The organism is Pectobacterium atrosepticum, assembly GCF_000740965.1.
Lineage (GTDB): Bacteria > Pseudomonadota > Gammaproteobacteria > Enterobacterales > Enterobacteriaceae > Pectobacterium > Pectobacterium atrosepticum.
In genome coordinates this window covers 2,901,387-2,922,920 of the sequence record NZ_CP009125.1, presented here as the reverse complement: position 1 = coordinate 2,922,920, position 21,534 = coordinate 2,901,387, and the positions used below count along the sequence as shown (strand labels likewise).

The 21,534-nt window shown below is 50.5% G+C and carries 19 protein-coding genes and 1 pseudogene; 15 read left to right on the top strand and 5 right to left on the bottom strand.

Annotated elements, in window-relative coordinates; genetic code table 11:
* The first annotated feature begins 131 nt into the window (after positions 1-131).
* Positions 132-482, top strand: coding sequence for a Grx4 family monothiol glutaredoxin (locus GZ59_RS12875; protein WP_005972539.1), 351 nt, complete (start codon positions 132-134; stop codon positions 480-482).
* Between the two features lie 111 nt (positions 483-593).
* Here GZ59_RS12875 and rnt read toward each other — a convergent pair whose 3' ends face one another.
* The gene (rnt, locus tag GZ59_RS12870; RefSeq protein ID WP_011093495.1) at positions 594-1,265 is read right to left on the bottom strand and encodes a ribonuclease T; all 672 of its coding nucleotides are present in this window, start codon (positions 1,263-1,265) and stop codon (positions 594-596) included.
* Positions 1,266-1,414: 149 nt separating this feature from the next.
* Entirely contained in the window at positions 1,415-1,822 is a 408-nt protein-coding gene (gene gloA, locus GZ59_RS12865) for a lactoylglutathione lyase (RefSeq protein ID WP_011093496.1), read from the bottom strand.
* A 289-nt stretch (positions 1,823-2,111) separates the two neighbouring features.
* Here gloA and GZ59_RS22985 point away from each other — a divergent pair, with 289 nt between their 5' ends.
* Entirely contained in the window at positions 2,112-2,351 is a 240-nt protein-coding gene (locus tag GZ59_RS22985) for a DUF1289 domain-containing protein (RefSeq protein WP_071598504.1), read from the top strand.
* A 230-nt stretch (positions 2,352-2,581) separates the two neighbouring features.
* Positions 2,582-3,019, top strand: coding sequence for a transcriptional regulator SlyA (slyA, locus tag GZ59_RS12860; protein WP_011093498.1), 438 nt, complete (start codon positions 2,582-2,584; stop codon positions 3,017-3,019).
* Between the two features lie 132 nt (positions 3,020-3,151).
* Here slyA and GZ59_RS12855 read toward each other — a convergent pair whose 3' ends face one another.
* Positions 3,152-3,619 carry an outer membrane lipoprotein gene (locus tag GZ59_RS12855; RefSeq protein ID WP_005972534.1) on the bottom strand — a complete coding sequence of 156 codons (468 nt, stop codon included), beginning with the start codon at positions 3,617-3,619 and terminating at the stop codon, positions 3,152-3,154.
* Positions 3,620-3,969: 350 nt separating this feature from the next.
* Here GZ59_RS12855 and anmK point away from each other — a divergent pair, with 350 nt between their 5' ends.
* The 5 genes from anmK (at position 3,970) to pdxY (ending at position 8,743) form a co-directional block, all read left to right on the top strand.
* A complete protein-coding gene (gene anmK / locus GZ59_RS12850) occupies positions 3,970-5,082 on the top strand; it encodes an anhydro-N-acetylmuramic acid kinase (RefSeq protein ID WP_011093499.1) in 1,113 nt (370 codons plus the stop codon).
* 97 nt (positions 5,083-5,179) lie between these two features.
* Complete coding sequence (locus tag GZ59_RS12845) at positions 5,180-5,497, top strand: MliC family protein (RefSeq protein WP_011093500.1); 318 nt, start codon at positions 5,180-5,182, stop codon at positions 5,495-5,497.
* Positions 5,498-5,603: 106 nt separating this feature from the next.
* A complete protein-coding gene (pdxH, locus tag GZ59_RS12840; RefSeq protein ID WP_011093501.1) occupies positions 5,604-6,287 on the top strand; it encodes a pyridoxamine 5'-phosphate oxidase in 684 nt (227 codons plus the stop codon).
* A gap of 233 nt (positions 6,288-6,520) precedes the next feature.
* Complete coding sequence (gene tyrS, locus GZ59_RS12835; protein ID WP_011093502.1) at positions 6,521-7,798, top strand: tyrosine--tRNA ligase; 1,278 nt, start codon at positions 6,521-6,523, stop codon at positions 7,796-7,798.
* Positions 7,799-7,882: 84 nt separating this feature from the next.
* Positions 7,883-8,743: a pyridoxal kinase PdxY gene (gene pdxY, locus GZ59_RS12830; RefSeq protein WP_011093503.1), complete on the top strand. Its 861-nt coding sequence runs from the start codon at positions 7,883-7,885 to the stop codon at positions 8,741-8,743.
* 38 nt (positions 8,744-8,781) lie between these two features.
* Here pdxY and gstA read toward each other — a convergent pair whose 3' ends face one another.
* A complete protein-coding gene (gene gstA, locus GZ59_RS12825; protein WP_011093504.1) occupies positions 8,782-9,390 on the bottom strand; it encodes a glutathione transferase GstA in 609 nt (202 codons plus the stop codon).
* Positions 9,391-10,240: 850 nt separating this feature from the next.
* Between gstA and GZ59_RS12820 the strand changes: the two genes are divergently transcribed.
* The 3 genes from GZ59_RS12820 (at position 10,241) to GZ59_RS12810 (ending at position 16,339) form a co-directional block, all read left to right on the top strand.
* Positions 10,241-11,524 carry a dicarboxylate/amino acid:cation symporter gene (locus tag GZ59_RS12820; RefSeq protein WP_011093505.1) on the top strand — a complete coding sequence of 428 codons (1,284 nt, stop codon included), beginning with the start codon at positions 10,241-10,243 and terminating at the stop codon, positions 11,522-11,524.
* Between the two features lie 297 nt (positions 11,525-11,821).
* On the top strand, positions 11,822-14,494 hold the full coding sequence (acnA, locus tag GZ59_RS12815) for an aconitate hydratase AcnA (RefSeq protein ID WP_011093507.1): 2,673 nt from the start codon (positions 11,822-11,824) through the stop codon (positions 14,492-14,494).
* Between the two features lie 213 nt (positions 14,495-14,707).
* Complete coding sequence (locus GZ59_RS12810) at positions 14,708-16,339, top strand: ABC transporter substrate-binding protein (protein ID WP_011093508.1); 1,632 nt, start codon at positions 14,708-14,710, stop codon at positions 16,337-16,339.
* 74 nt (positions 16,340-16,413) lie between these two features.
* Here the strand turns inward: GZ59_RS12810 and ribA are convergent, their stop codons facing one another.
* Complete coding sequence (gene ribA / locus GZ59_RS12805) at positions 16,414-17,007, bottom strand: GTP cyclohydrolase II (protein ID WP_011093509.1); 594 nt, start codon at positions 17,005-17,007, stop codon at positions 16,414-16,416.
* A gap of 273 nt (positions 17,008-17,280) precedes the next feature.
* Between ribA and pgpB the strand changes: the two genes are divergently transcribed.
* The 4 genes and pseudogenes from pgpB (at position 17,281) to GZ59_RS12785 (ending at position 21,534) form a co-directional block, all read left to right on the top strand.
* Positions 17,281-18,057: a phosphatidylglycerophosphatase B gene (pgpB, locus tag GZ59_RS12800; protein ID WP_011093510.1), complete on the top strand. Its 777-nt coding sequence runs from the start codon at positions 17,281-17,283 to the stop codon at positions 18,055-18,057.
* A gap of 300 nt (positions 18,058-18,357) precedes the next feature.
* Positions 18,358-19,298: pseudogene (locus tag GZ59_RS12795) on the top strand (substrate-binding domain-containing protein).
* A gap of 44 nt (positions 19,299-19,342) precedes the next feature.
* Positions 19,343-19,981: a DUF2291 family protein gene (locus tag GZ59_RS12790; protein WP_011093511.1), complete on the top strand. Its 639-nt coding sequence runs from the start codon at positions 19,343-19,345 to the stop codon at positions 19,979-19,981.
* 77 nt (positions 19,982-20,058) lie between these two features.
* The gene (locus GZ59_RS12785; protein ID WP_173361628.1) at positions 20,059-21,534 is read left to right on the top strand and encodes a sugar ABC transporter ATP-binding protein; all 1,476 of its coding nucleotides are present in this window, start codon (positions 20,059-20,061) and stop codon (positions 21,532-21,534) included.

The following is a 21,534-nucleotide window of genomic DNA, read 5'->3' as shown; positions in this document are numbered from 1 at the left end:
GGCGTTTTTTTGTAGCTAGTGGCATCGGTACAATATCATTGAGTCAATGTCGCTGTCGTAATACCTCTGACGGCGGCTCATGGCTAGCGTTTTGGACGTTAGCCATCCTATAGATTTAAGGAAGCAAGAAGATGACGACACCGACAATTGAAAAAATTCAGCGCCAAATTGCTGAAAACCCGATTCTGCTGTACATGAAAGGCTCCCCGAAATTGCCAAGCTGTGGTTTTTCCGCACAGACCGTTCAGGCATTGTCTTCATGTGGCGAACGCTTTGCTTATGTAGATATTTTACAGAACCCAGATATTCGAGCTGAGCTGCCAAAATATGCGAACTGGCCGACATTCCCACAGCTGTGGGTTGACGGCGAACTGGTTGGCGGCTGTGATATCGTGGTTGAAATGTTTCAGCGCGGTGAACTGCAGCAGTTGATCAAAGAAACGGCAGACAAATACAAAGCACAGCAGGCCGATCAAGAGTAATAGCTTTTATCAACATAATGACGATACGAAACGTCGTTATGCTGCGAGTGTTAATCTTTCCAGCGGGTGCCTTATGGCACCCGTTTTTTGATCTCGATCTTTCCCGTCGTCTCAGTCTTCGGCTGATGTGTCTTCCAGCGAACTTTCTTCCAGCGCAAGCGGCCATCCGCCCAGACGTTTCCAGCGGTTAACCAACTCACAGAACAATAATGCGGTCTGATTAGTGTCATACAGCGCGGAGTGCGCCTGACTGGAGTCAAACGCAATACCAGCGGTAATACAGGCTTTAGCAAGAACCGTTTGGCCTAAAACCAGCCCGCTGAGTGCTGCGGTATCGAAGGTAGCGAAAGGGTGAAACGGGTTACGCTTCAGGCTACAGCGCTCCGCTGCTGCTGCCATAAAGCTGTGATCGAACGTGGCATTATGCGCCACGATAATCGCACGGTTACAGCCTCGATCTTTGATCCCTTTACGCACGACTTTGAAAATTTCATGCAACGCATCGTATTCGCTTACCGCGCCGCGAAGCGGGTTGGTGGGGTCAATACCGTTAAATGCCAGCGCGGCGGGTTCCAGAATTGCGCCTTCGAATGGCTCAACATGAAAATGTAGCGTTTCATCTGGCTGCAACCAACCGTCTTGATCCATTTTTAATGTTACCGCCGCGACTTCCAGCAAGGCATCGGTTTTCGCATTAAATCCGGCGGTTTCAACATCAATCACTACCGGGTAAAACCCACGAAAACGGCCGCTCAGGGCGTTCAGATCACTTTTATCAGCCATTTGTCTCTTAAATTGTTAGCAAAACGCAGCGCGCATTATTGCAAATTTTGGCTGGAGATGCAGCATGCCCGTTGCCATTTCACATGGCGGAAGTGGTAGAGGAGGAGAGAAGAACAGGTGCCGATGCAGCACCTGTATTGCGCAGGATATTAGTGGCCGATGCCGCTACCAGCGTGGGCATTTTCGATCAATTCGATTTTATAACCATCTGGATCCTCGATGAATGCGATAACGGTCGTGCCGCCTTTGACTGGGCCGGCCTCACGTGTCACATTGCCACCTGCCTTACGGATACGCTCACATGTTGCGGCAACATCATCAACGCCCAACGCGATATGACCATAGGCATTGCCCAGATCGTAGCTGTCGACGCCCCAATTGTAGGTCAGCTCGATAACCGCACCCTCGCTCTCTTCGGTATAACCGACGAAAGCTAGCGTGTATTTGTACTCGGTATTCTCGCTGGTGCGCAGTACGCGCATTCCCAAAATCTGGGTATAGAAATCAATAGAACGTTGTAAATCGCCAACACGCAGCATGGTGTGAAGTAAACGCATAGTGTCCTCGTTAAAAAGTGCAACAAAAGGGAAGTATAGCGTTGTGGCTCTGTTGAGTCCAAGCCGTTGGGTTGATGCTAAAAAGGCGACACTGCAGTGAGGTTTGTGTTAAAACGTACTATCAGGAGGGGTAAATAGCGCGCTGGGTCAGTTTTAGGCTACCTTGCGTGTAAAAAAAATCGTCAGTTATTACAATGGTTACCTAATTATTTTCATTGTGACTGTCCGTTTGGGCTTGCCAGCAGTAAAGAACAGGGCTTCAATAAATAGAGTTGTAGCAGGAGGTGTTGTGCCAGAGCAACTTGAACTCTTTGTTGTCCCTAATCCATGCCGTGGTATTTGTCAGACGGATGAGCGCGGATATTGTCGCGGTTGCTTTCGCAATCGTAATGAGCGCTTTAGTTGGGGCCAAATGAGTGATGCGCAGAAACAGGATGTGCTGCGTTTGTGTCGGCAGAGAATGAAACGGTTACAGCGTTCAGAGAAAGCCGATGCGTTAGCAGAGTCCCATCAGCCATCGTTGTTTTAAGTCTTCTTGTCTTAGATGATCTATTTACGTGAAATTTTGTTTAAGCAACGCAGAAGCGTCCGATTGAATAAAATAAGGCTAAGATCATTTTTAAAATATTTTTATTTGATAGAATCCACTTCCGTTAAGGTTCTATTTTTTACGATAACAAAATCGTTTTTTATTCTTATAAATCAGAGTTGATTGCAATCCAGGGATATAACTTAGTGTGCTAACAATAAGGAAAGGTGATGGAATTGCCATTAGGATCTGATTTAGCCCGTCTGGTGCGCGTGTGGCGTGCGCTGGTCGATCATCGATTAAAACCACTTGAACTGACCCAGACGCATTGGGTCACGTTGCATAACATATACCATTTACCCCCTGGCCAGTCGCAGATTCAACTAGCCAAAGCAATAGGTATTGAGCAACCCTCATTAGTCCGAACATTGGATCAGCTTGAGGAGAAGGGGTTAATCACTCGCCACGTTTGTGCGCACGATCGCCGAGCAAAACGTATTATGCTGACCGAATCAGCAGAACCGATAATACAGGCAGTCGATGGGGTAATTAGTCATACACGTAGTGAAGTGTTATTTGGTATTACGCCGGAGCAGGTTGATGAATTAGCGCTGCTGGTTGCGCGTCTTGAGAAAAATATATTGGCATTACATGAGAATCAAGCGTAGCTAAATTTGGGTTACGCAAAGGGAGAATTAAATCCCGGCAAGATTACCGATACCTGCTATTGGTTATTTATTCCGGGAGTTGATTATTCGTTGTGACGATCGCCACAGATAGCGGCGATCGTCACACAACAATTAGCGTGGAGAGACGGTGATACTGCGGCCATTGCTGGCCATAGCAACGCGTTGACCTGCGCTGAATTTCGTATCGCCTTGTTTTTGCACCACCATAATGGTACTGCCGTCATCACGGCGGATTTCCAGCTCTACGCCCTGTGTACGATTCAGTGCACCCGTTGCGCTTTGACCCGCTACACCACCTGCCACTGCACCCGCCGCTGTCGCTAGACTACGACCAGACCCGCCGCCGATAGTGTTGCCCAGGAAACCACCCAATACAGCACCGCCCAGAGCGCCGATAACGTTAGAATCTTCTCCTGCCTGAATCTGAACCGGACGCATAGAAACGATGGTACCGTAAGTCACGGTCTGCACCTGTTTAGCTTCGGATGCACTGTACACATCACCGGAAAGCGTACTGGTATTAGCACAACCAGCCAGCGTGATACCAGCAAGGGTAACCACAAGCAAACGCTTCATCATAATACAAACTCCTTAATAGCGAATATGTCGGGCTGGCTCAGCCTCGGCCGACGCAGTGTTATACCAATAAATTATGGTCTGGCTCAGTGTAGCATGCCACTCTTTTTACTCTTTTTTGCAGAATATAATAGTGCGCTTAAATTGCGTATAAACAGAGGGGTAAATAACACGAGAAAGGGCTTTTTTTGTAGCAAATATTATCAAAAAACTACTTTTGGTTAAAACCTAACCCGTGTGGCAAAAAACACAAAAAATTTAATAATTCAGCGTGTTAACGTGCTATTTTTATTCTCGACATAACGGTTGTTATCGATGTTCTCTTTTTATTCCATAGAGGCAAAGGCTACATAATGAGATCAGGCAGATATATTGGCGTGATGTCCGGCACCAGTCTTGATGGTGTGGATGTCGTGCTAGCCGCGATTGACGAACATACAGTGGCTCAGCAGGCCCGCTACTGCCACCCGATACCGCAGGATATCAAAATGGCTATCTTGGGGATGTGTCAGGGGCAGGCGGTGACGTTGTCAGCGCTGGGCCAGTTGGATACGCGTCTGGGAATCTTGTTTGCCGAAGCAGTGCTGACGCTGCTTAAAGAGACGGGCCTGAGGGCGCAGGGTATTACTGCGATTGGCTGCCATGGGCAGACGGTCTGGCATGAGCCCACGGGCGAAGCACCCTGTACGTTGCAGATAGGTGATAACAACCGCGTTGCCGCCTTGACTGGCATCACGACCATAGGGGATTTTCGACGCCGCGATTTGGCTTATGGCGGGCAGGGTGCTCCGCTGGTGCCATCATTCCATCACGCGTTACTATTGCACCCCGTTGAGCGCCGTATCGTGCTTAACATCGGGGGAATCGCCAATTTGTCGCTGCTGGTGCCGGGGGCGCCTGTGCGCGGCTACGATACCGGGCCTGGGAATATGCTGCTGGATGCTTGGATCTGGCGGCACTGCGCGCAACCGTATGATAAAGACGCCCTGTGGGCGATAAACGGACAGGCGAACCCGTTACTGCTGCGCCGGATGTTGACCGATCCTTACTTTGCGTTACGAGCACCGAAAAGCACCGGACGTGAGTATTTCAACCTGGGCTGGCTCGAAAGAATGTTGGCTGGCTTGCCGCCGATAGCGCCGCAGGATGTTCAGGCGACGCTGGTTGAGTTAACGGCCATAAGCATCGCCGACCAAGTGCTGCTGGTCGGTGGATGTGAACGCTTATTAGTTTGTGGCGGTGGTGCGCATAATCCACTCATCATGGCGCGTCTCTCGGCCCTGCTGCCGGGCATCGAAGTCAGCACGACCGATGAGTGTGGCGTGAACGGCGATGATATGGAAGCGCTGGCATTTGCCTGGCTGGCGTCGCGTACGCTATCGGGATTGCCGGGTAATCTGCCGTCTGTCACGGGAGCGAGTCAGGAAACGGTGTTAGGTGCGATTTATCCGGTTAACGTGGATTAATCAGATTTTGCCGAGAGGTTCATCGTTATCCTCTTGTTAAACTTGAATGAGCGGCAGCGTGAGTTGCCGCCATTGACAAGAATAACAGGAGAAAAAAATGAAACGATTGCTGACAGGGGCAGCGCTGATTCTGCTGAGCGGATGCAGCTATTTTGGTCATAAACAGACAGTGGAAACGCTGCATTATCAATGTGGCACGATGCCACTAACCGTTACGCTACAGCAGGGGAGGGAAGCGCCTTCGCAGGTGAGTTTCCTACTGGACGGTGAACGTCTCATCCTGCCCCAAGTGGTGTCCGCTTCTGGTGTCAGATATAGCAATGATACCTACACATTCTGGAGTAAAGGCGATCGTGCATTTATCCAGCGGGGTGAACGGGTTATCGTCGATGATTGTGTGCTGGCAACGATGTAACTGACGCCGCACGGTTGCAGTGTTACTGCTGATTGCGATTTTTCGGGTACGGGAGCAGAATGGGATTTTCCCCGCTTCTGGCCCGACATTGCGACAGCAGGATATTATGACTCAGGAACGCTCCCCCTCTGACGGTACTCCTCTTATTCAACCAGCCGATATCGCCGACATCCGCCGTGAATACACTCGTGGTGGGCTTCGTCGTGGTGATCTTCCCGCTAACCCGCTGGACTTGTTCGAACGCTGGCTGAAACAAGCCTGTGAAGCGAAACTGGCCGACCCTACCGCGATGTCTGTCGCGACCGTTGATGAGCGTGGCCAGCCTTACCAGCGTATCGTTCTGCTTAAACACTATGATGAGAAAGGCATGGTGTTTTATACCAATATGGGCAGCCGCAAAGCGCATCATCTGGAAAACAATCCACGCATCAGCCTGCTGTTCCCTTGGCATGTGTTGGAACGGCAAGTGATGGTGCTGGGGCGCGTAGAGAAGCTGCCGGCGCTTGAGGTGTTGAAATATTTCCACAGTCGCCCGAAAGACAGTCAAATCGGCGCATGGGTATCAAAACAGTCTAGCCGAATCTCAGCGCGCGGCGTGCTGGAAAGCAAGTTTTTGGAATTGAAGCAAAAATTTCAAAACGGCGAGGTTCCTTTGCCGAGCTTCTGGGGGGGCTTCCGCGTCGTTATCGATTCTGTCGAATTTTGGCAGGGCGGTGAACACCGTCTGCATGACCGGTTTTTTTACCAGCGGCAGGAAGAGAACTGGCAGATTGATCGTTTAGCTCCTTAATCGCGAAATATCCGTGTTAAACGCTGGCGCTCCTATCATCCGCACTTTATCCTATGAGGTTTCGCGTTGACTGGGCATTGCGTAGCGATATGGCGTTCATGGCCTGTTGCGTAAGGTAATGCGGCAGCGAAATCATCATGCGACAGCAGACAGGTATGCTGCGCATCTCTCACGGCTTTGTGCGTAAACCCAAAGGGAACGTAACGGCTTTTTTTATAAAAATGGAGTTATCGATGGCGAGTAGTAACCTGATTAAACAATTGCAAGAGCGGGGCTTGATTGCCCAGGTGACGGATGAGGAAGCGTTAGCAGAGCGGCTGGCGCAAGGGCCAATTGCACTGTATTGCGGCTTCGATCCCACCGCTGACAGCTTGCATTTGGGGCATCTGGTGCCGCTGCTCTGCCTGAAGCGCTTCCAGCTGTCCGGCCACAAACCGGTTGCGCTGGTCGGCGGCGCTACGGGACTGATCGGTGACCCCAGTTTTAAAGCGACAGAGCGTAAGCTGAACACGTCTGAAACTGTGGGTGAGTGGGTAGAAAAAATCCGCCGTCAGGTCTCTCCGTTTTTGGATTTTGACTGCGGTAAAAACAGCGCGATTGCCGCCAATAATTATGACTGGTTTGGCAACATGAACGTGCTGGATTTTCTGCGTGATATCGGCAAGCATTTCTCCGTTAACCAGATGATTAGCAAAGAAGCCGTCAAACAGCGTTTAAACCGTGATGACGTCGGTATTTCGTTCACCGAGTTTTCTTACAACCTGTTGCAGGGATACGACTTTGCCTCGCTGAACAAGCAGCATGACGTCGAACTGCAAATCGGTGGTTCTGACCAGTGGGGCAACATCACGTCTGGTATCGATTTGACGCGCCGCATGAATCAGAAGCAGGTTTACGGCCTGACTGTTCCGTTGATCACCAAATCTGATGGCACGAAATTCGGTAAAACGGAAGGCGGCGCAATCTGGCTGGATGCCAGTAAGACCAGTCCTTACAAATTCTATCAGTTTTGGATCAACACGGCGGATGCCGATGTGTATCGTTTCCTGAAGTTCTTCACGTTCATGAGCCTCGAAAATATCGACGCGCTGGAAGAAGAAGACAAAAACAGCGGCAAAGCGCCGCGCGCTCAATACGTGCTGGCGGAAGATGTCACCCGTATGGTACATGGCGAAGCGGGTCTGGAAGCTGCTCGTCGTATTACACAAAGCCTGTTCTCTGGCGCGTTGCAGGATATGACGCAGGACGATTTTGCCCAACTGGCGCAAGATGGTATGCCTATCATCGAACTGGAAAACAGTGCTGATTTGCAACAGGCGCTGGTCAGCGCTGAGCTGGTGCCGTCACGTGGTCAAGCCCGCACGATGATCTCCTCGAATGCGGTAACGATTAATGGCGAAAAACAGGCCAATCCTGAATACATCTTCAGCGCTTCCGACCGTCTGTTTGATCGCTACACCTTGCTGCGTCGTGGTAAAAAACATTACTGCCTGATCTGCTGGAAAGCATAATCATTACCGATAAGGGAGCGTGAGCTCCCTTTCTTCTTGTAAGTTGAGGCGCACAGGCGCTGGCAAGGATTTAAGTCATATCTAATGAAAAATATACTTTCCATCCAGTCACATGTCGTTTTTGGTCATGCCGGTAACAGTGCGGCAGAGTTTCCAATGCGTCGGATGGGCGCAAACGTTTGGCCACTGAATACAGTGCAGTTCTCGAACCATACCCAATACGGTCACTGGACAGGATGTGTGATGCCTGCCAGCCACTTAACTGAAGTGGTGCAGGGGATTGCGAACATCGACAAACTGAAGACCTGTAATGCGGTGCTGAGTGGTTATATCGGCTCTGCTGAGCAAGGGGAACATATTCTGGGTATTGTTCGGCAGGTAAAAGCCGCCAATCCTGATGCGTTGTACTTCTGCGATCCGGTTATGGGTACGCCGGAGAAAGGCTGTATCGTCGCGCCCGGCGTGTCTGATTTCCACTGCCAGCAGTCGTTGTTAGCTGCCGACATTGTTGCACCGAATCTGCCTGAGCTGGAGCTGCTCGGTGGTCGTACCGTGCATAACGTGGCAGAAGCCGTGGAAACCGCGCGTGCGCTGTGTGAGAAAGGGCCAAAAATCGTTCTAGTGAAGCACCTTAGCCGAGCGGCTAGCCGCGAAGACAGCTTCGAAATGCTGCTGGTCACGCCGACGGATGCCTGGCACATCAGCCGCCCGCTGGTGGAATTTGAACGCCAGCCCGTAGGTGTGGGCGATTTGACCAGCGGATTACTGCTGGTCAACTTGCTGAAAGGTGTCGCGCTGGATAAAGCGCTGGAGCATACGACGGCGGCGGTGTATGAAGTCATGCTGGTAACGAAAGAGATGAATGAATATGAGCTGCAACTGGTTGCTGCTCAGGATGGTATTGCCAATCCGCGTCATCATTTCCAGGCTGTTCGCTTGTCGTGAAACGAATAACGCCCCGAAATTCGGGGCGTTATTGCATGTTATCCTTTCAACCTTTCAACTTTAAGCGCGGTAGTGACGGAAGGGCGCTCGGCGATGTGGTCGAGATAGGCCGCCAGTGCAGGGTAGCGGAACATATCCAGTTTTAACGACTGCGCCCAGCGCATAACGGTAAACAGATACGCATCGGCGATACTGAAGCGGTTGGCGACCAGATAGTTTTGTTCACTCAGTACTAGATTGATATAACGGAATTTGACCTGCAAATATTCAACTAACAGCTCTTTATACGTTTCTGGCGTGCCGGGACGGAAAATCGGCGTAAACGTTTTGTGCAGTTCGGCAGAAATGTAGTTCAGCCATTCAATCGTATGGTAGCGCGCCATACTTCCGGTAGGAGCAATAAGATTACAGTGCGGAACCAGATCGGCAATGTATTCGGCGATTGCGACCCCTTCAGTCAGGATTGAACCATCCTCTAACTCTAACGCTGGCACCATGCCCTTCGGGTTGATGAAGGTATAGTCGGTTCCACGCTCCGTTTTTTTCGTGCGCAGATTAACCTTCTCCAGCTTGAACTCCAATTTGGATTCGATCAAAACGATGTGTGTAAAAAGAGAACTGCTTTCAGCTTTGTAAAACAGTTTCATGAAAACCCCTTTCTATTATTATTTTTCCATCAACACATGCGCTGATGATTGTTGAATGACGACATGTCGTTTTTTTACAACAAAACGTAACGATAGAGTGTGAGGCTTCTTGCAAAATACTCCTTATGTATGACTGACGTATGAAATTTGGGCGATTTTGACGGAACAAAGTCAAATTTTGATGTGTTATCAGAGCTGCTTTAACTGAGGGATAAGCAAAATCCTGTAGCGCGTGACATTTCCGGGTTCAGTCCGTGTTGGAACGGCAATGCGACAGACTGTTCAGGGGGCTTCTGGGTTGGTGAAATCGCGATGTGCAGATGGAAGAGGCGATAGAACAGAGGAAATCGTTAAATAAAATAACATTGTCTATTTTTGAAGCAAATACACTTAAATTAACTGTGTGAGTGATGATTTTCGACGGGTGATTTATAGAGGTTAATTAATTTTTGCTAAATTTCTTGATAAGAAAAATTTCATTAGTGACACATTTCGTGTTTTTCATGATGTTGTCCATTTAGTTTATTTCTCCAAGGCCGGTGTTTAATGGATATTAAAAAATAGGAAGGGGTATGAAAGAAAACTGTTTCACTGCCACATTGATTAAACTACCCCTTTTTGTTGCGTGTAACAAAATAGGGGTAGTTATATTTAATAGTTTCCGTGGCGAGACCGCTTATCCGTGATAGAAAAATAAATAATATTCCTGAGTAATTATTATCATCACATCAAGACACAGACAACACGACGAAAAATAGGATAAACCGCAGGTGCTTACGATTGCGAGTCGGACGGCTAACTCTACTAACAATGTGTATTGTCTGAATCTATTCATTACCATGAGGTTACTATGAAAAAGAACAGGTTATTATTTTTTATAGCCTTGGCTATTATTCTCGGGATTATTGTCGGCGGGGTTTGTCATTCTCTATTGACTGCAAAAGAAGCAAAAGAGGTGGTGTCCTACTTTAATTTAGTGACCGATGTTTTTCTTCGTCTGATAAAAATGATCATTGCGCCATTGGTATTCGCAACATTGGTCTCTGGCCTTGCTAGCATGGGGAACTCTTCTTCCGTCGGCCGAATAGGGCTGAAAGCCATGGTGTGGTTTATTTGTTCTTCGCTGGTTTCCCTTTTTATTGGCATGCTGTTAGCCAATATCTTCGAACCCGGCGTCGGAATGAATCTCGCCATCCCAAGCACGCCAATACAGGTAGATACCGGCGTGAGTACCGGCGGATTTACACTGAAAAGCTTTATTGCCCATATATTTCCACGCAGCATCGTCGAAGCGATGGCGAATAACGAAATATTGCAAATCCTCGTTTTCTCCATGTTTTTCGGTTCCGCACTGGCTTTTGTGAAAGGTCAAAATAAACATGCCGTCACGATGGAGTCGATGATAGAAGAACTGGCGAAAGTGATGTTTCGGGTGACGGATTATGTCATGCGATTAGCGCCTTTGGCGGTATTTTCCTCATTAGCGTCTTCTATTACGACCGAAGGATTGGGGCTTCTTCTCGACTTTGGCAAAGTCATTGGTGAGTTCTACCTTGGATTGGCGCTGTTATGGGGGCTGATGTTCGGTGCGGGTGCATTGTTCCTTGGTAAGAAAGCAACCTGGGGACTGCTCAAACTGCTGCGGGAGCCGAGTATGCTGGCATTTGCTACGGCAAGTAGCGAAGCGGCCTATCCGAAAACGATGGAGGCACTGAGCGAATTCGGTGTCCCTAAAAAAATCACCAGCTTCGTACTCCCATTGGGGTACTCCTTTAACCTTGTCGGCTCCATGATTTATCAGGCTTTTGCCATTCTGTTTATTGCGCAGGCATACAATATTCACCTAAGTTTGACGCAACAGACTTTGATTCTGCTGACACTGATGATCACGAGTAAAGGCATGGCGGGGGTAGCTCGCGCAGCGGTCGTGGTGGTGGCAGCCACATTGCCGATGTTCGGTTTACCCGAGGCAGGTATTTTGCTGATTATTGGTATAGATCAGTTCCTGGATATGGGCCGCACGGCGACCAATGTGATTGGTAACGGCATGGCGACAGCCGTTGTTGCCAAACTGGAACAAAACCATGACCATTCCGACGAAGAAGTCCCTGTGATGGCAACTGGGAATATCTAAATTATCGTCAGATTAATATGCTGAAACAGGCGGCCTTCGGGCCGCTTTCTCGATTATTGTCTCCCTATTGTCTTCAGTATTCTCTGCTCGTTGACGTTGTTGTTTTTCATCCCCTTCGTGTTTACTCCGGCTTATCTCTTTTTAATAGCTGACGGCTATCGCTGCGTTCATATGGCATTGTTGCAAAAACGTTATTTTTTGTTTGTGTTATCTTTAAATAAGACCGCAAGCTCAGGCTGGTTATTCATTGATCGCCCGATGCAGAATAACGAATAGCAAGTTAATTTGGGAGGAAGCATGTCATCACACCTTCGCGACACTTGTCTGGACACACTGACGGTTCGACAGCAGATTTACCATTACTACAGCCTGCCGAAGGCGGCGAAAACGCTTGGCAATATCGATAAATTACCGAAGTCACTCAAGGTATTGCTGGAAAATTTATTGCGTCATCAGGACGGCGACACGGTCGAGCAGGACGATCTTCAGGCGGTCGTGGACTGGCTGAAAATCGGTCACGCCGATCGGGAAATCGCCTATCGGCCAGCGCGCGTACTGATGCAGGACTTTACCGGCGTGCCCGCCGTGGTCGATCTGGCGGCGATGCGTGCAGCGGTGAAACGGTTGGGCGGCGATGTTAACAAGGTTAACCCGCTGTCGCCGGTCGATCTGGTTATTGACCACTCGGTTACGGTTGATCACTTCGGCGATCGTCAGGCGCTAGCGGATAACACGCAGTTGGAAATGGCGCGTAACCGTGAACGTTATGAATTTTTGCGCTGGGGACAAAATGCCTTTAGCCACTTCAGCGTCGTGCCGCCGGGAACTGGGATCTGCCATCAGGTGAATCTGGAGTATCTCGCCAAGGCCATCTGGTACGAAAAACAGGGCGACAAACAGTTTGCCTACCCTGATACGCTGGTAGGAACCGATTCGCACACCACCATGATTAACGGTTTGGGCGTGCTCGGCTGGGGTGTCGGTGGGATAGAAGCAGAAGCCGCGATGTTGGGGCAACCTGTTTCGATGCTGATTCCCGATGTGGTTGGCGTCAAATTAAGCGGCAAAATGCAAGAAGGGATCACGGCAACCGATTTGGTTCTGACGGTAACGCAGATGCTGCGTAAACACGGCGTTGTCGGCAAATTTGTGGAATTTTACGGTGATGGGCTGGATTCTCTACCGTTGGCAGATCGCGCGACTATCGCCAACATGGCACCGGAATATGGTGCAACCTGTGGCTTTTTCCCTATCGATCACATCACGCTGGATTACATGCGGTTGACCAACCGCGCCGAAGAACAGATTGCACTGGTGGAAGCCTACAGTAAGCAACAGGGGCTGTGGCGCAATGCTGGAGATGAGCCGGTATTCACCAGCCAGCTAGCGCTGGATTTGGCAACGGTGGAAACCAGTCTGGCAGGGCCGAAACGCCCACAGGATCGCGTGCCTTTAGCGGGTGTGCCGGAAGCCTTTAAAGCCAGCCGGGAACTGGATGTCAGCTCGGTGAAGAACCGCTCTGACTATGAAGAGTTCACGTTGGAAGGTGAGACGCATCGCTTGCATCAGGGGGCGGTCGTGATCGCGGCGATCACCTCTTGTACTAATACCTCCAACCCTAGCGTGCTGATGACGGCTGGGCTACTGGCAAAAAATGCCGTAGAGCGTGGTCTTAAAACCAAGCCGTGGGTCAAAACCTCGTTGGCACCGGGCTCACGGGTCGTCACGGATTACTATGCTAAAGCGGAATTAACGCCATACCTCGACGAGTTGGGGTTCAATCTGGTGGGGTACGGCTGTACCACCTGTATCGGTAACTCCGGCCCGCTGCCGGATGCGATTGAAGCCGCGATAAAAGAAGGCGACTTGACGGTCGGCGCCGTGTTGTCAGGTAACCGTAACTTTGAAGGCCGTATTCATCCGCTGGTGAAGACTAACTGGCTGGCGTCACCGCCGCTGGTGGTCGCCTACGCGCTGGCGGGAAATATGAATGTCGATCTGACGCAACAACCGCTGGGTGAAGATCGTGACGGAAAAGCCGTTTATCTGAAAGACATCTGGCCCTCGACGAAAGCGGTGGCGGACGCGGTATTGAATGTCAACGCTGGCATGTTCCACAAACAATATGCCGCAGTGTTTGAAGGTACGCAGGAGTGGCAAGATATCGAGGTCGACGATAATCCTACCTATCAGTGGCCGGAAGAATCGACCTATATTCGCCAGACGCCTTTCTTTCTGGATATGGGGAAAGAACCGGAGCCGGTTCAGGATATCCACAAGGCGCGCATTCTGGCGATGCTGGGCGATTCGGTTACAACCGACCACATCTCGCCAGCAGGCAACATCAAGCGTGATAGCCCTGCAGGGAAATATTTGCTGGAACGCGGCGTTGAAACCACGGAGTTCAACTCTTACGGTTCACGGCGGGGCAACCACGAAGTGATGATGCGCGGGACGTTTGCCAACATCCGTATCCGTAATGAAATGGTGCCGGGTAAAGAGGGCGGTTATACCCGTCACATTCCGTCGCAGAATGAGATGACGATCTATGACGCGGCAATGCGCTACAAGGAAGAAGGTGTCTCACTGGCGCTGTTTGCTGGGAAAGAGTACGGTTCGGGTTCTAGCCGAGACTGGGCCGCGAAAGGCCCACGTTTGCTGGGTGTTCGCGTGGTGATCGCCGAATCGTTCGAGCGTATTCACCGCTCTAACCTGATTGGGATGGGGATTCTGCCGCTGGAATTTCCCGACGGTGTGACGCGTAAAACGCTGCAATTAACCGGGGATGAGCAGATTTCGATTACGGGATTAAATCAACTGGCACCTGGCGCCACGGTTGAGGTAAATATCACGGATGCTGATGGTAATACGCAGGTGATCAACACCCGCTGCCGCATCGACACCCGTAATGAACTGACCTATTACCAGAACGACGGTATCCTTCATTACGTTATCCGTAATATGTTGTAACGCAATCTTCGCTTAGCCCTCCACGCTGGTGCAACGTTTCCGTTGTGCCAGCGCACTTTTTCCCACATGAAATTCTCGTATCCTCCGGCAAATTGTGGTTATGTTGTATTGACGCTAACTACATGGGGAATAAGTAAAAATTATTGCCCAGCCATGCCCCGACGACAACGCCAACGCAGTTTGAAGAATGACGGGGATATAACAGGAGGTTATATGAATGCTGTAATCAAAAAACGTTTTAAACACTCGCTGCTGCTTACACTATGTGCGGCGGGATCAATGACATCGGTTTTTGCGGCACAGGTTCCTGCTGGCACGTCGCTGGCGGAGAAACAAGAGCTGGTGCGAGGCAATGGTTCAGAGCCTGCATCGTTAGATCCGCATAAGGTAGAAAGCGATGTAGAAGGCCATATTATCAACGACTTCTTCGATAATCTGGTGCGCGTGGGCGATGACGGCACTATCCAGCCGCGACTGGCCGAGCGCTGGGATAATAAAGACAACACGGTGTGGACATTCCATCTGCGACCTGATGCTAAATGGTCCGATGGTTCACCGATTACTGCGGATGATGTCGTTTACAGTTGGCGACGCCTTGGCGATCCAAAAACGTTGTCGCCTTACGGCAGCTACATCGCCAGTATGTACGTGAAGAATTCGGCAGATATTATTGCTGGCAAAAAGGCGCCAGATACGTTGGGCATAAAAGCGCTGGATAGCCATACGGTTGAAGTTACGCTGGAACACCCGCTTTCCTATTTCCTGGAAATGTCGGCTTATCATGTTCTGGTGCCATTACCGAAAGCAGTCATTGAAAAGCATCCAGAAAGTTGGACACAGGTTGGGAATTTCGTCAGCAGTGGCCCTTATACGCTGAGCGAATGGGTGGTTAACGAACGCATCGTCGGTAAGCGCAATAGCCAGTATTGGGATGATGCGCATACCGTGATTAACAAAGTCACGTATCTGCCGATCAGCTCGCAGGCGGCGGAATTGAATCGTTATAAATCGGGCGAGATTGATATCACAGGGCTTTTATCACCGATTCAGTTTGCGTCGCTGCAAAAAGAGTACCCTCAGGAAGTGAAGGTTTCGCCGTTGTTGTCTACCTACTTTTATCGTTTCAATACGGGAAAAGCCCCTTTTGACGATTCACGCATTCGCCGCGCCTTAGACCTCAGCTTAGATAAAGCGGTCATCGCTGAAAAGGTGATGGGCATGGGCCAGACGCCCGCTTACAGTTTGATTCCCAAAAATGTAGGGGGATTTCAACGTAAAGATCCTGAGTGGGCAAGCTGGACACAGCAGCAGCGTAATGATGAGGCGAAGAAACTGTTGAAAGAGGCCGGATTTGATGAGAAACACCCGCTGAAACTCAATCTGCTTTATAACACTTCCGAGTCGCATCTACGCGTGGCGATTGCCGCCAGTTCAATGTGGAAGAAAAATCTTGGTCTGGAAGTGACGCTGCAAAATCAGGAATGGAAGACCATGCTGGATACCGTACGTACGGGTAATTTTGAAGTGGTCAGACAATCTTGGACAGGGGATTACAATGAAGCAAGTACGTTCTTGAATACTCTGGAAACCAACGACAGCAACAACAACGGTAAATTTAGTAATACGCAGTATGATGCGTTGCTGAAAAAGGCGCTGACGGTCAAAGATAAGAGTGAGAAAGAGGCAATTTATCAACAGGCCTCGGATATTTTAGATAACGACACTCCATTATTACCCATCTACTATTATGTTCAGCCGCAGATGGTTAAGACGTATATCGGTGGTTTTTCGCCCAATGTTCGCGGCGATTATTACACGCAAGATATGTACATCCTCAAGCACTAATCTAAACAAATCAGCCGGTGAAAAACCGGCTGTAGGCATTGAAGCAAGCGATCCCAAAGCGATACGTGGGAACGTTATTTCATATCCAGTATGTGCCCCATTTTGGCGGCTTTGGTTGCCAGATAGTGCTCATTCTTCGGGTTACGTCCGACGATTAATGGCACACGTTCGACGATATTGATGCCTGCTTCGTTGAGGATTTTCACTTTCTGTGGATTATTAGTCAACAGGCGAACTTCATCAACGTCCAGCAATTTGAACATATCTGCACACAGCGTAAAATCGCGCTCATCGGCGGCGAACCCAAGCTGATGATTCGCTTCTACCGTATCTGCCCCCAGATCCTGCAACGCATAAGCGCGGATTTTATTGAGCAACCCGATATTACGGCCTTCCTGACGATGGTATAACAGCACGCCGCGACCTTCTTCGGCGATGTGGCCTAATGCAGCCTCAAGCTGGAAACCACAGTCGCAGCGCAGGCTAAACAGGGCATCCCCCGTCAGGCACTCGGAATGCACGCGAGCCAGTACAGGAACTGAACCGGAAATATCACCATAGACGAGTGCAAGGTGATCGTGACCCGTGGCGATCTCTTCAAAACCCACCATCAGAAAATCGCCCCACGGAGTGGGTAATTTGGCTTCCGCCACCCGTTTTAGCTGCATACTTTTCTCCAAAAAAGCCGTGTCCAAAAAAGCTGTGTCCAAAAAAGTGCTGAGGCGAATCCTACTGCGACCTATCGCGCTTGACCAGCAAAAAAGCCTGTCTAAGAACGTCACAAAAATTGAATTAGAATGTGCCCTGACCGCGGTTTGGTTTCAGGTTCGTTGACAGAACTGAGCGCTATTTTACGCCATACTGACAGTTCATGTCGGATTTTCTGATAGAATTGTGAAAGTTTTGTTGCAAAGCATCATACTGAATTATGGGAAGAAATTATGTACGAAATTGCCAAACGAACAACCATTGGCGCTGTGCTATTACTGATTATGCCAATGATTATCTGGATGAGCGGCTGGCAGTGGCAACCGGAGTATGACGGGCTCTGGCTGCGCGTACTCTTTTGGATCACCGAGACGGTGACATCGCCATGGGGCATTCTGACCAGCATCGTATTGAGCATTTGGTTTCTTTGGTGTCTGCGTTTTCGTCTGAGGCCTGCTCTCGGCCTGTTGGTCATTATGGCGATTACGGTGCTGATTGGACAGGGCATCAAATCGGTGATTAAAGAGTGGGTACAGGAATCTCGTCCCTATGTCGTCTGGCTGGAGAAAAATCATCAGGTGGATGACAGCTATTTCTACTCGTTGCCGCGCAAGGAACGTTCGGAGCTGGTTAAAACGCAATTGCAGGATCAAGCGCAGATTCCACAGTGGCTACGCAGCCACTGGCAGTTTGAAACCGGTTTTGCTTTCCCTTCCGGGCACACCATGTTTGCCGCGACCTGGGCGCTGCTGGGCGTCGGGTTACTGTGGGCACGTCGGCATTATAAAACGGTAGTGATCCTGATGCTCTGGGCCAACGGCGTCATGGGCAGCCGTCTGGTGCTTGGCATGCATTGGCCGCAGGATCTGGTGGTGGCGACGTTAATCAGCTGGCTGCTGGTTGTCGTTGCCAGTTGGTTAGCACAGCGCTGGTGTGGCCCACTGTCGCTCCAGCATGAAGAGATTAAAGAACAGGCGGAAGAAGATGCCGCTGAGAATAAATCCTCGTAGCCCTCTAGAGTGAGTTATCGCTGTAGTTCGTATCCTGCGGATGACATCGGTCATCCGCATTTTTATGACGGACTTCCTTGTCCGTCACCCTGCAGGCCGTTGCTGACGCAACGTTAAAAATTTCTCCCTCGTTTCTGTTTCTTCCTCATCCCCACCGTTATCTCCTCGCGCAAAATGTAAACAATTTGTGAGCTGCTTCGCTATTCCTGTTTTTGCTGTTGGACAATTTTTCGGTTGGTTGTAAAACTTCATTTGAATGTTAATTCAATATTGAATATATATTCAAATAGGAGAATAACAATGAAACCTTACCGTCTGAAATCCTCCCTGCTGGCTATCATGTTTTCCCTCTCTGCGGGCACGTTCGCCGCAGATAACGGCCTGATCGCCATTATTACCCTTCACACGATAATCCGTTTTTTAAAGCGGAAGCCGAAGGTGCCAGAACCAAAGCCGCCGAGCTGGGCTACACCACGCTGGTGGCCTCGCACGACGATGATGTTAGTAAGCAAAATCAACTGATTGAAACTGCTATTGCCCGCAAGGCGAAAGCCATCATTCTGGATAATGCCGGGGCCGATGCCACCATTGGCCCATTGAAGAAGGCGAAAGCCGCCGGTATTCCCGCGTTCCTGATTGACCGTGAAATCAATGAAACCGGTGTGGCCGTGGCGCAGATCGTTTCCAATAATTATCAGGGTGCGCAGCTCGGCGCGGAGAAATTCGTCGCACTGATGGGCCAGAAAGGCAAGTACGTCGAGTTGATTGGTCGCGAGTCGGACACCAATGCGTACGTCCGCTCGCAGGGCTACCACGATGTGATCGATCAATATAGCGATATGAAGCGGGTTGCCAGACAAACGGCGAACTGGAGCCAGACGGAAGCGTTTACCCGTATGGAAGCCATCTTGCAGGCGAACCCCGATATCACCGGTGTGATTTCCGGCAACGACACCATGGCGCTAGGCGCAGAAGCGGCGCTGAAAGCGGCGGGGCGTCACGATGTGATTGTGGTGGGCTTTGACGGCAGCGACTACGTGCGCGATTCCATCATCAATAAAGGCAATATTAAAGCCACGGTGCTGCAACCCGGCTGGCAACAGGCGCAGATGGCGGTCGAACAGGCCGATTACTACCTGAAGAACGGCAAGGCGCAGCTTGATGAAAAACAGCTGATGGACTGCATTTTGATTGATGAGTCTAACGCGAACAAACTCAACACCTTCGCGTTGAAACCGTAATCGAGGCAGCGGGCGCGTTAGCGCCTGCTGATAGAGGAGTCGTTATGTTGTTTGATGAACGATATCGTGCCTGCTGGGTCGGGTTCTGCGCCTTGCTGCTGTCTGCCTGTACGGTGGTCGATCTGGATGAACACGGTAAGCCGATTATTCCGGCCGACCCAGCGGCTACGCCGGGCTATAGCACCATGACACCAGAGAACATCGCGACTGCGCTGTGGCAACCAACGCTGCTCCCTGCGGCACAGCAGCAGGCGCTGTCCTGGGATGATGTGAAGAAAACGCAGGCTGCATTGGAGGGTTCAGCACGTAAAGCCGTCTACGCCCGGATTCAGGGCACGATCAGCGGAATTGACCGAGAAAGTCGCGAAGGAAAATTGACGCTTGATGTCCAAGGTGACGCCGTCACGCTTCAGCTGGGGCCGATAATCAAAGGCAATGCGATTCGCGATGCGGCAGGGTTTATCCGCTTTGATGATTTCAAGAATCAGGTGCAGTTTGCCCAACTGGCACGCGCGCTGAATAACAAAGCGATTGCGTCGTTGCCGGCGCTGGATGTGGATGTGGATGTGCAGGGTAAACCCGTTAACGTACTGGCGGCGCTGGTGTTGACCAAACAGGGCATCAGCGATGCGGTGCCGATGACGCTAAATCTGACTGGGGCGAGCAGTGGAGGAACGCAATGATGGAACGTTCAGATGCGGCTATGCAACCCGATGCGGTTAGCCGACCCGAAATAGTGATGGCGACCCGAGGCATCACCATGCTGTTTCCCGGCACCAAAGCGTTGGATAACGTCGATTACAACGTTTACCGCGGCAAGGTCAACGTGATTATTGGTGAAAACGGGGCGGGTAAATCGACGTTGATGAAGATTCTGGCTGGTGTGCAGCAGCCGACGTCCGGCCAGATTCTGCTGAATGGCGAAGCGGTGCGCATTGCGGATACACGCGATGCGGCGGCGAAAGGCATCGGCATGGTGCATCAGGAACTTAACCTGTCCGAGAATCTGAGCGTGGCGGAGAACATTTTTCTGGGGCGGGAACTGCAAAAGGGTGTTGCACCTATCGATTATCTGGAGCAGGAGCGGATTGCGGCGGAGCTAATGTCGCGTCTCGATCAGGCTATTTCGCCGCGTACCGAAGTCGCCAGCCTGAAAGTCGGCCAGCAGCAGTTGGTGGAAATCGCCAAGGCGTTGGCAGATCAGGCCGACATTCTGATTCTGGACGAACCGACCTCCGCGCTAAGCAAAACCGAAGTGGAGATTCTGTTTCGCGTGATCCGCGAACTGACTCGCCAGAATGTTTCCATCATCTATATTTCGCATCGGTTGGAAGAGTTGATGGCGATTGGTGACTACATCACTATCCTGCGTGACGGCTGTTTTCAGGCGGAAGCGGCGGTCAGCGACATTGACGTGCCGTGGATCGTCCGGGAAATGCTCGGCGGTGACCCTGTCACCAGTTTCCTGCATTCGGGTAGAACGTTCGGTGCGCCGATATTGGAAGCGGAGCATCTGACCTGCCTCAATGATGCAGGACATCAGGTCGTTAACGATGTCTCGCTGATGGTACGTGAAGGGGAAATCGTCGGTATTTACGGGCTGATGGGGGCAGGACGCACCGAACTTTTTGAGTGTCTGTTGGGCATTCAGAATGATTATCTGGGTAAGATTTATCTCGATAGCAAACCGGTGAGCCCGCGCCTTTCTACCGCGCAGCGCATTCGTATGGGAATGAGTCTGGTGCCGGAAGATCGCAAAAAAACTGGCATCTTTCCGCTCTCGTCAGTGGCTTCCAATCTGACCATAGCCAGCCTGTGGCGGCGACTGAAATACGGCATGGCGATCTTCCAGCGACAAGAGCAAGAGGTGGTTGCCAGCACCGTTGGGCGGTTAGCAATCAAAGTGTCTTCACCCGAGGTCGAAATTCAGGCGCTCAGCGGCGGCAATCAGCAAAAAGTGGTGATTGGCCGCTCGTTACTGACCAGCCCTAAGGTGCTGTTACTGGACGAACCGACGCGCGGTATTGATGTGGGGGCCAAGGCCGATGTGTTTGAAATGATGGTTGGGCTTTCCGAACAGGGCATCGGCGTGCTGTTTTCCACCTCGGATCTGAAAGAGATTATGGCGGTATCGGACCGTATTTTGGTGATGTCGAATGGCAAACTGACGGCGAATATTGTGCGTCAGTCGGCCAGCGAATCGGCATTGGTTTCAGCAAGTGCACAAGGGTTCTGA

Excerpts from the sequence above, each read along its gene's own strand:
- GZ59_RS12785 (WP_173361628.1), top strand. The coding sequence starts at position 20,059 with ATGCTGTTTCCCGGCACCAAAGCGTTGGATAACGTCGATTACAACGTT.
- anmK (WP_011093499.1), top strand. The coding sequence starts at position 3,970 with ATGAGATCAGGCAGATATATTGGCGTGATGTCCGGCACCAGTCTTGAT.
- pgpB (WP_011093510.1), top strand. The coding sequence starts at position 17,281 with ATGTACGAAATTGCCAAACGAACAACCATTGGCGCTGTGCTATTACTG.
- GZ59_RS12790 (WP_011093511.1), top strand. The coding sequence starts at position 19,343 with ATGTTGTTTGATGAACGATATCGTGCCTGCTGGGTCGGGTTCTGCGCC.
- GZ59_RS12875 (WP_005972539.1), top strand. The coding sequence starts at position 132 with ATGACGACACCGACAATTGAAAAAATTCAGCGCCAAATTGCTGAAAAC.
- pdxH (WP_011093501.1), top strand. The coding sequence starts at position 5,604 with ATGACTCAGGAACGCTCCCCCTCTGACGGTACTCCTCTTATTCAACCA.
- gloA (WP_011093496.1), bottom strand. The coding sequence starts at position 1,822 with ATGCGTTTACTTCACACCATGCTGCGTGTTGGCGATTTACAACGTTCT.
- ribA (WP_011093509.1), bottom strand. The coding sequence starts at position 17,007 with ATGCAGCTAAAACGGGTGGCGGAAGCCAAATTACCCACTCCGTGGGGC.
- gstA (WP_011093504.1), bottom strand. The coding sequence starts at position 9,390 with ATGAAACTGTTTTACAAAGCTGAAAGCAGTTCTCTTTTTACACACATC.
- tyrS (WP_011093502.1), top strand. The coding sequence starts at position 6,521 with ATGGCGAGTAGTAACCTGATTAAACAATTGCAAGAGCGGGGCTTGATT.
- GZ59_RS12820 (WP_011093505.1), top strand. The coding sequence starts at position 10,241 with ATGAAAAAGAACAGGTTATTATTTTTTATAGCCTTGGCTATTATTCTC.
- slyA (WP_011093498.1), top strand. The coding sequence starts at position 2,582 with ATGGAATTGCCATTAGGATCTGATTTAGCCCGTCTGGTGCGCGTGTGG.
- GZ59_RS12845 (WP_011093500.1), top strand. The coding sequence starts at position 5,180 with ATGAAACGATTGCTGACAGGGGCAGCGCTGATTCTGCTGAGCGGATGC.
- GZ59_RS12855 (WP_005972534.1), bottom strand. The coding sequence starts at position 3,619 with ATGATGAAGCGTTTGCTTGTGGTTACCCTTGCTGGTATCACGCTGGCT.
- GZ59_RS12810 (WP_011093508.1), top strand. The coding sequence starts at position 14,708 with ATGAATGCTGTAATCAAAAAACGTTTTAAACACTCGCTGCTGCTTACA.
- acnA (WP_011093507.1), top strand. The coding sequence starts at position 11,822 with ATGTCATCACACCTTCGCGACACTTGTCTGGACACACTGACGGTTCGA.
- rnt (WP_011093495.1), bottom strand. The coding sequence starts at position 1,265 with ATGGCTGATAAAAGTGATCTGAACGCCCTGAGCGGCCGTTTTCGTGGG.
- pdxY (WP_011093503.1), top strand. The coding sequence starts at position 7,883 with ATGAAAAATATACTTTCCATCCAGTCACATGTCGTTTTTGGTCATGCC.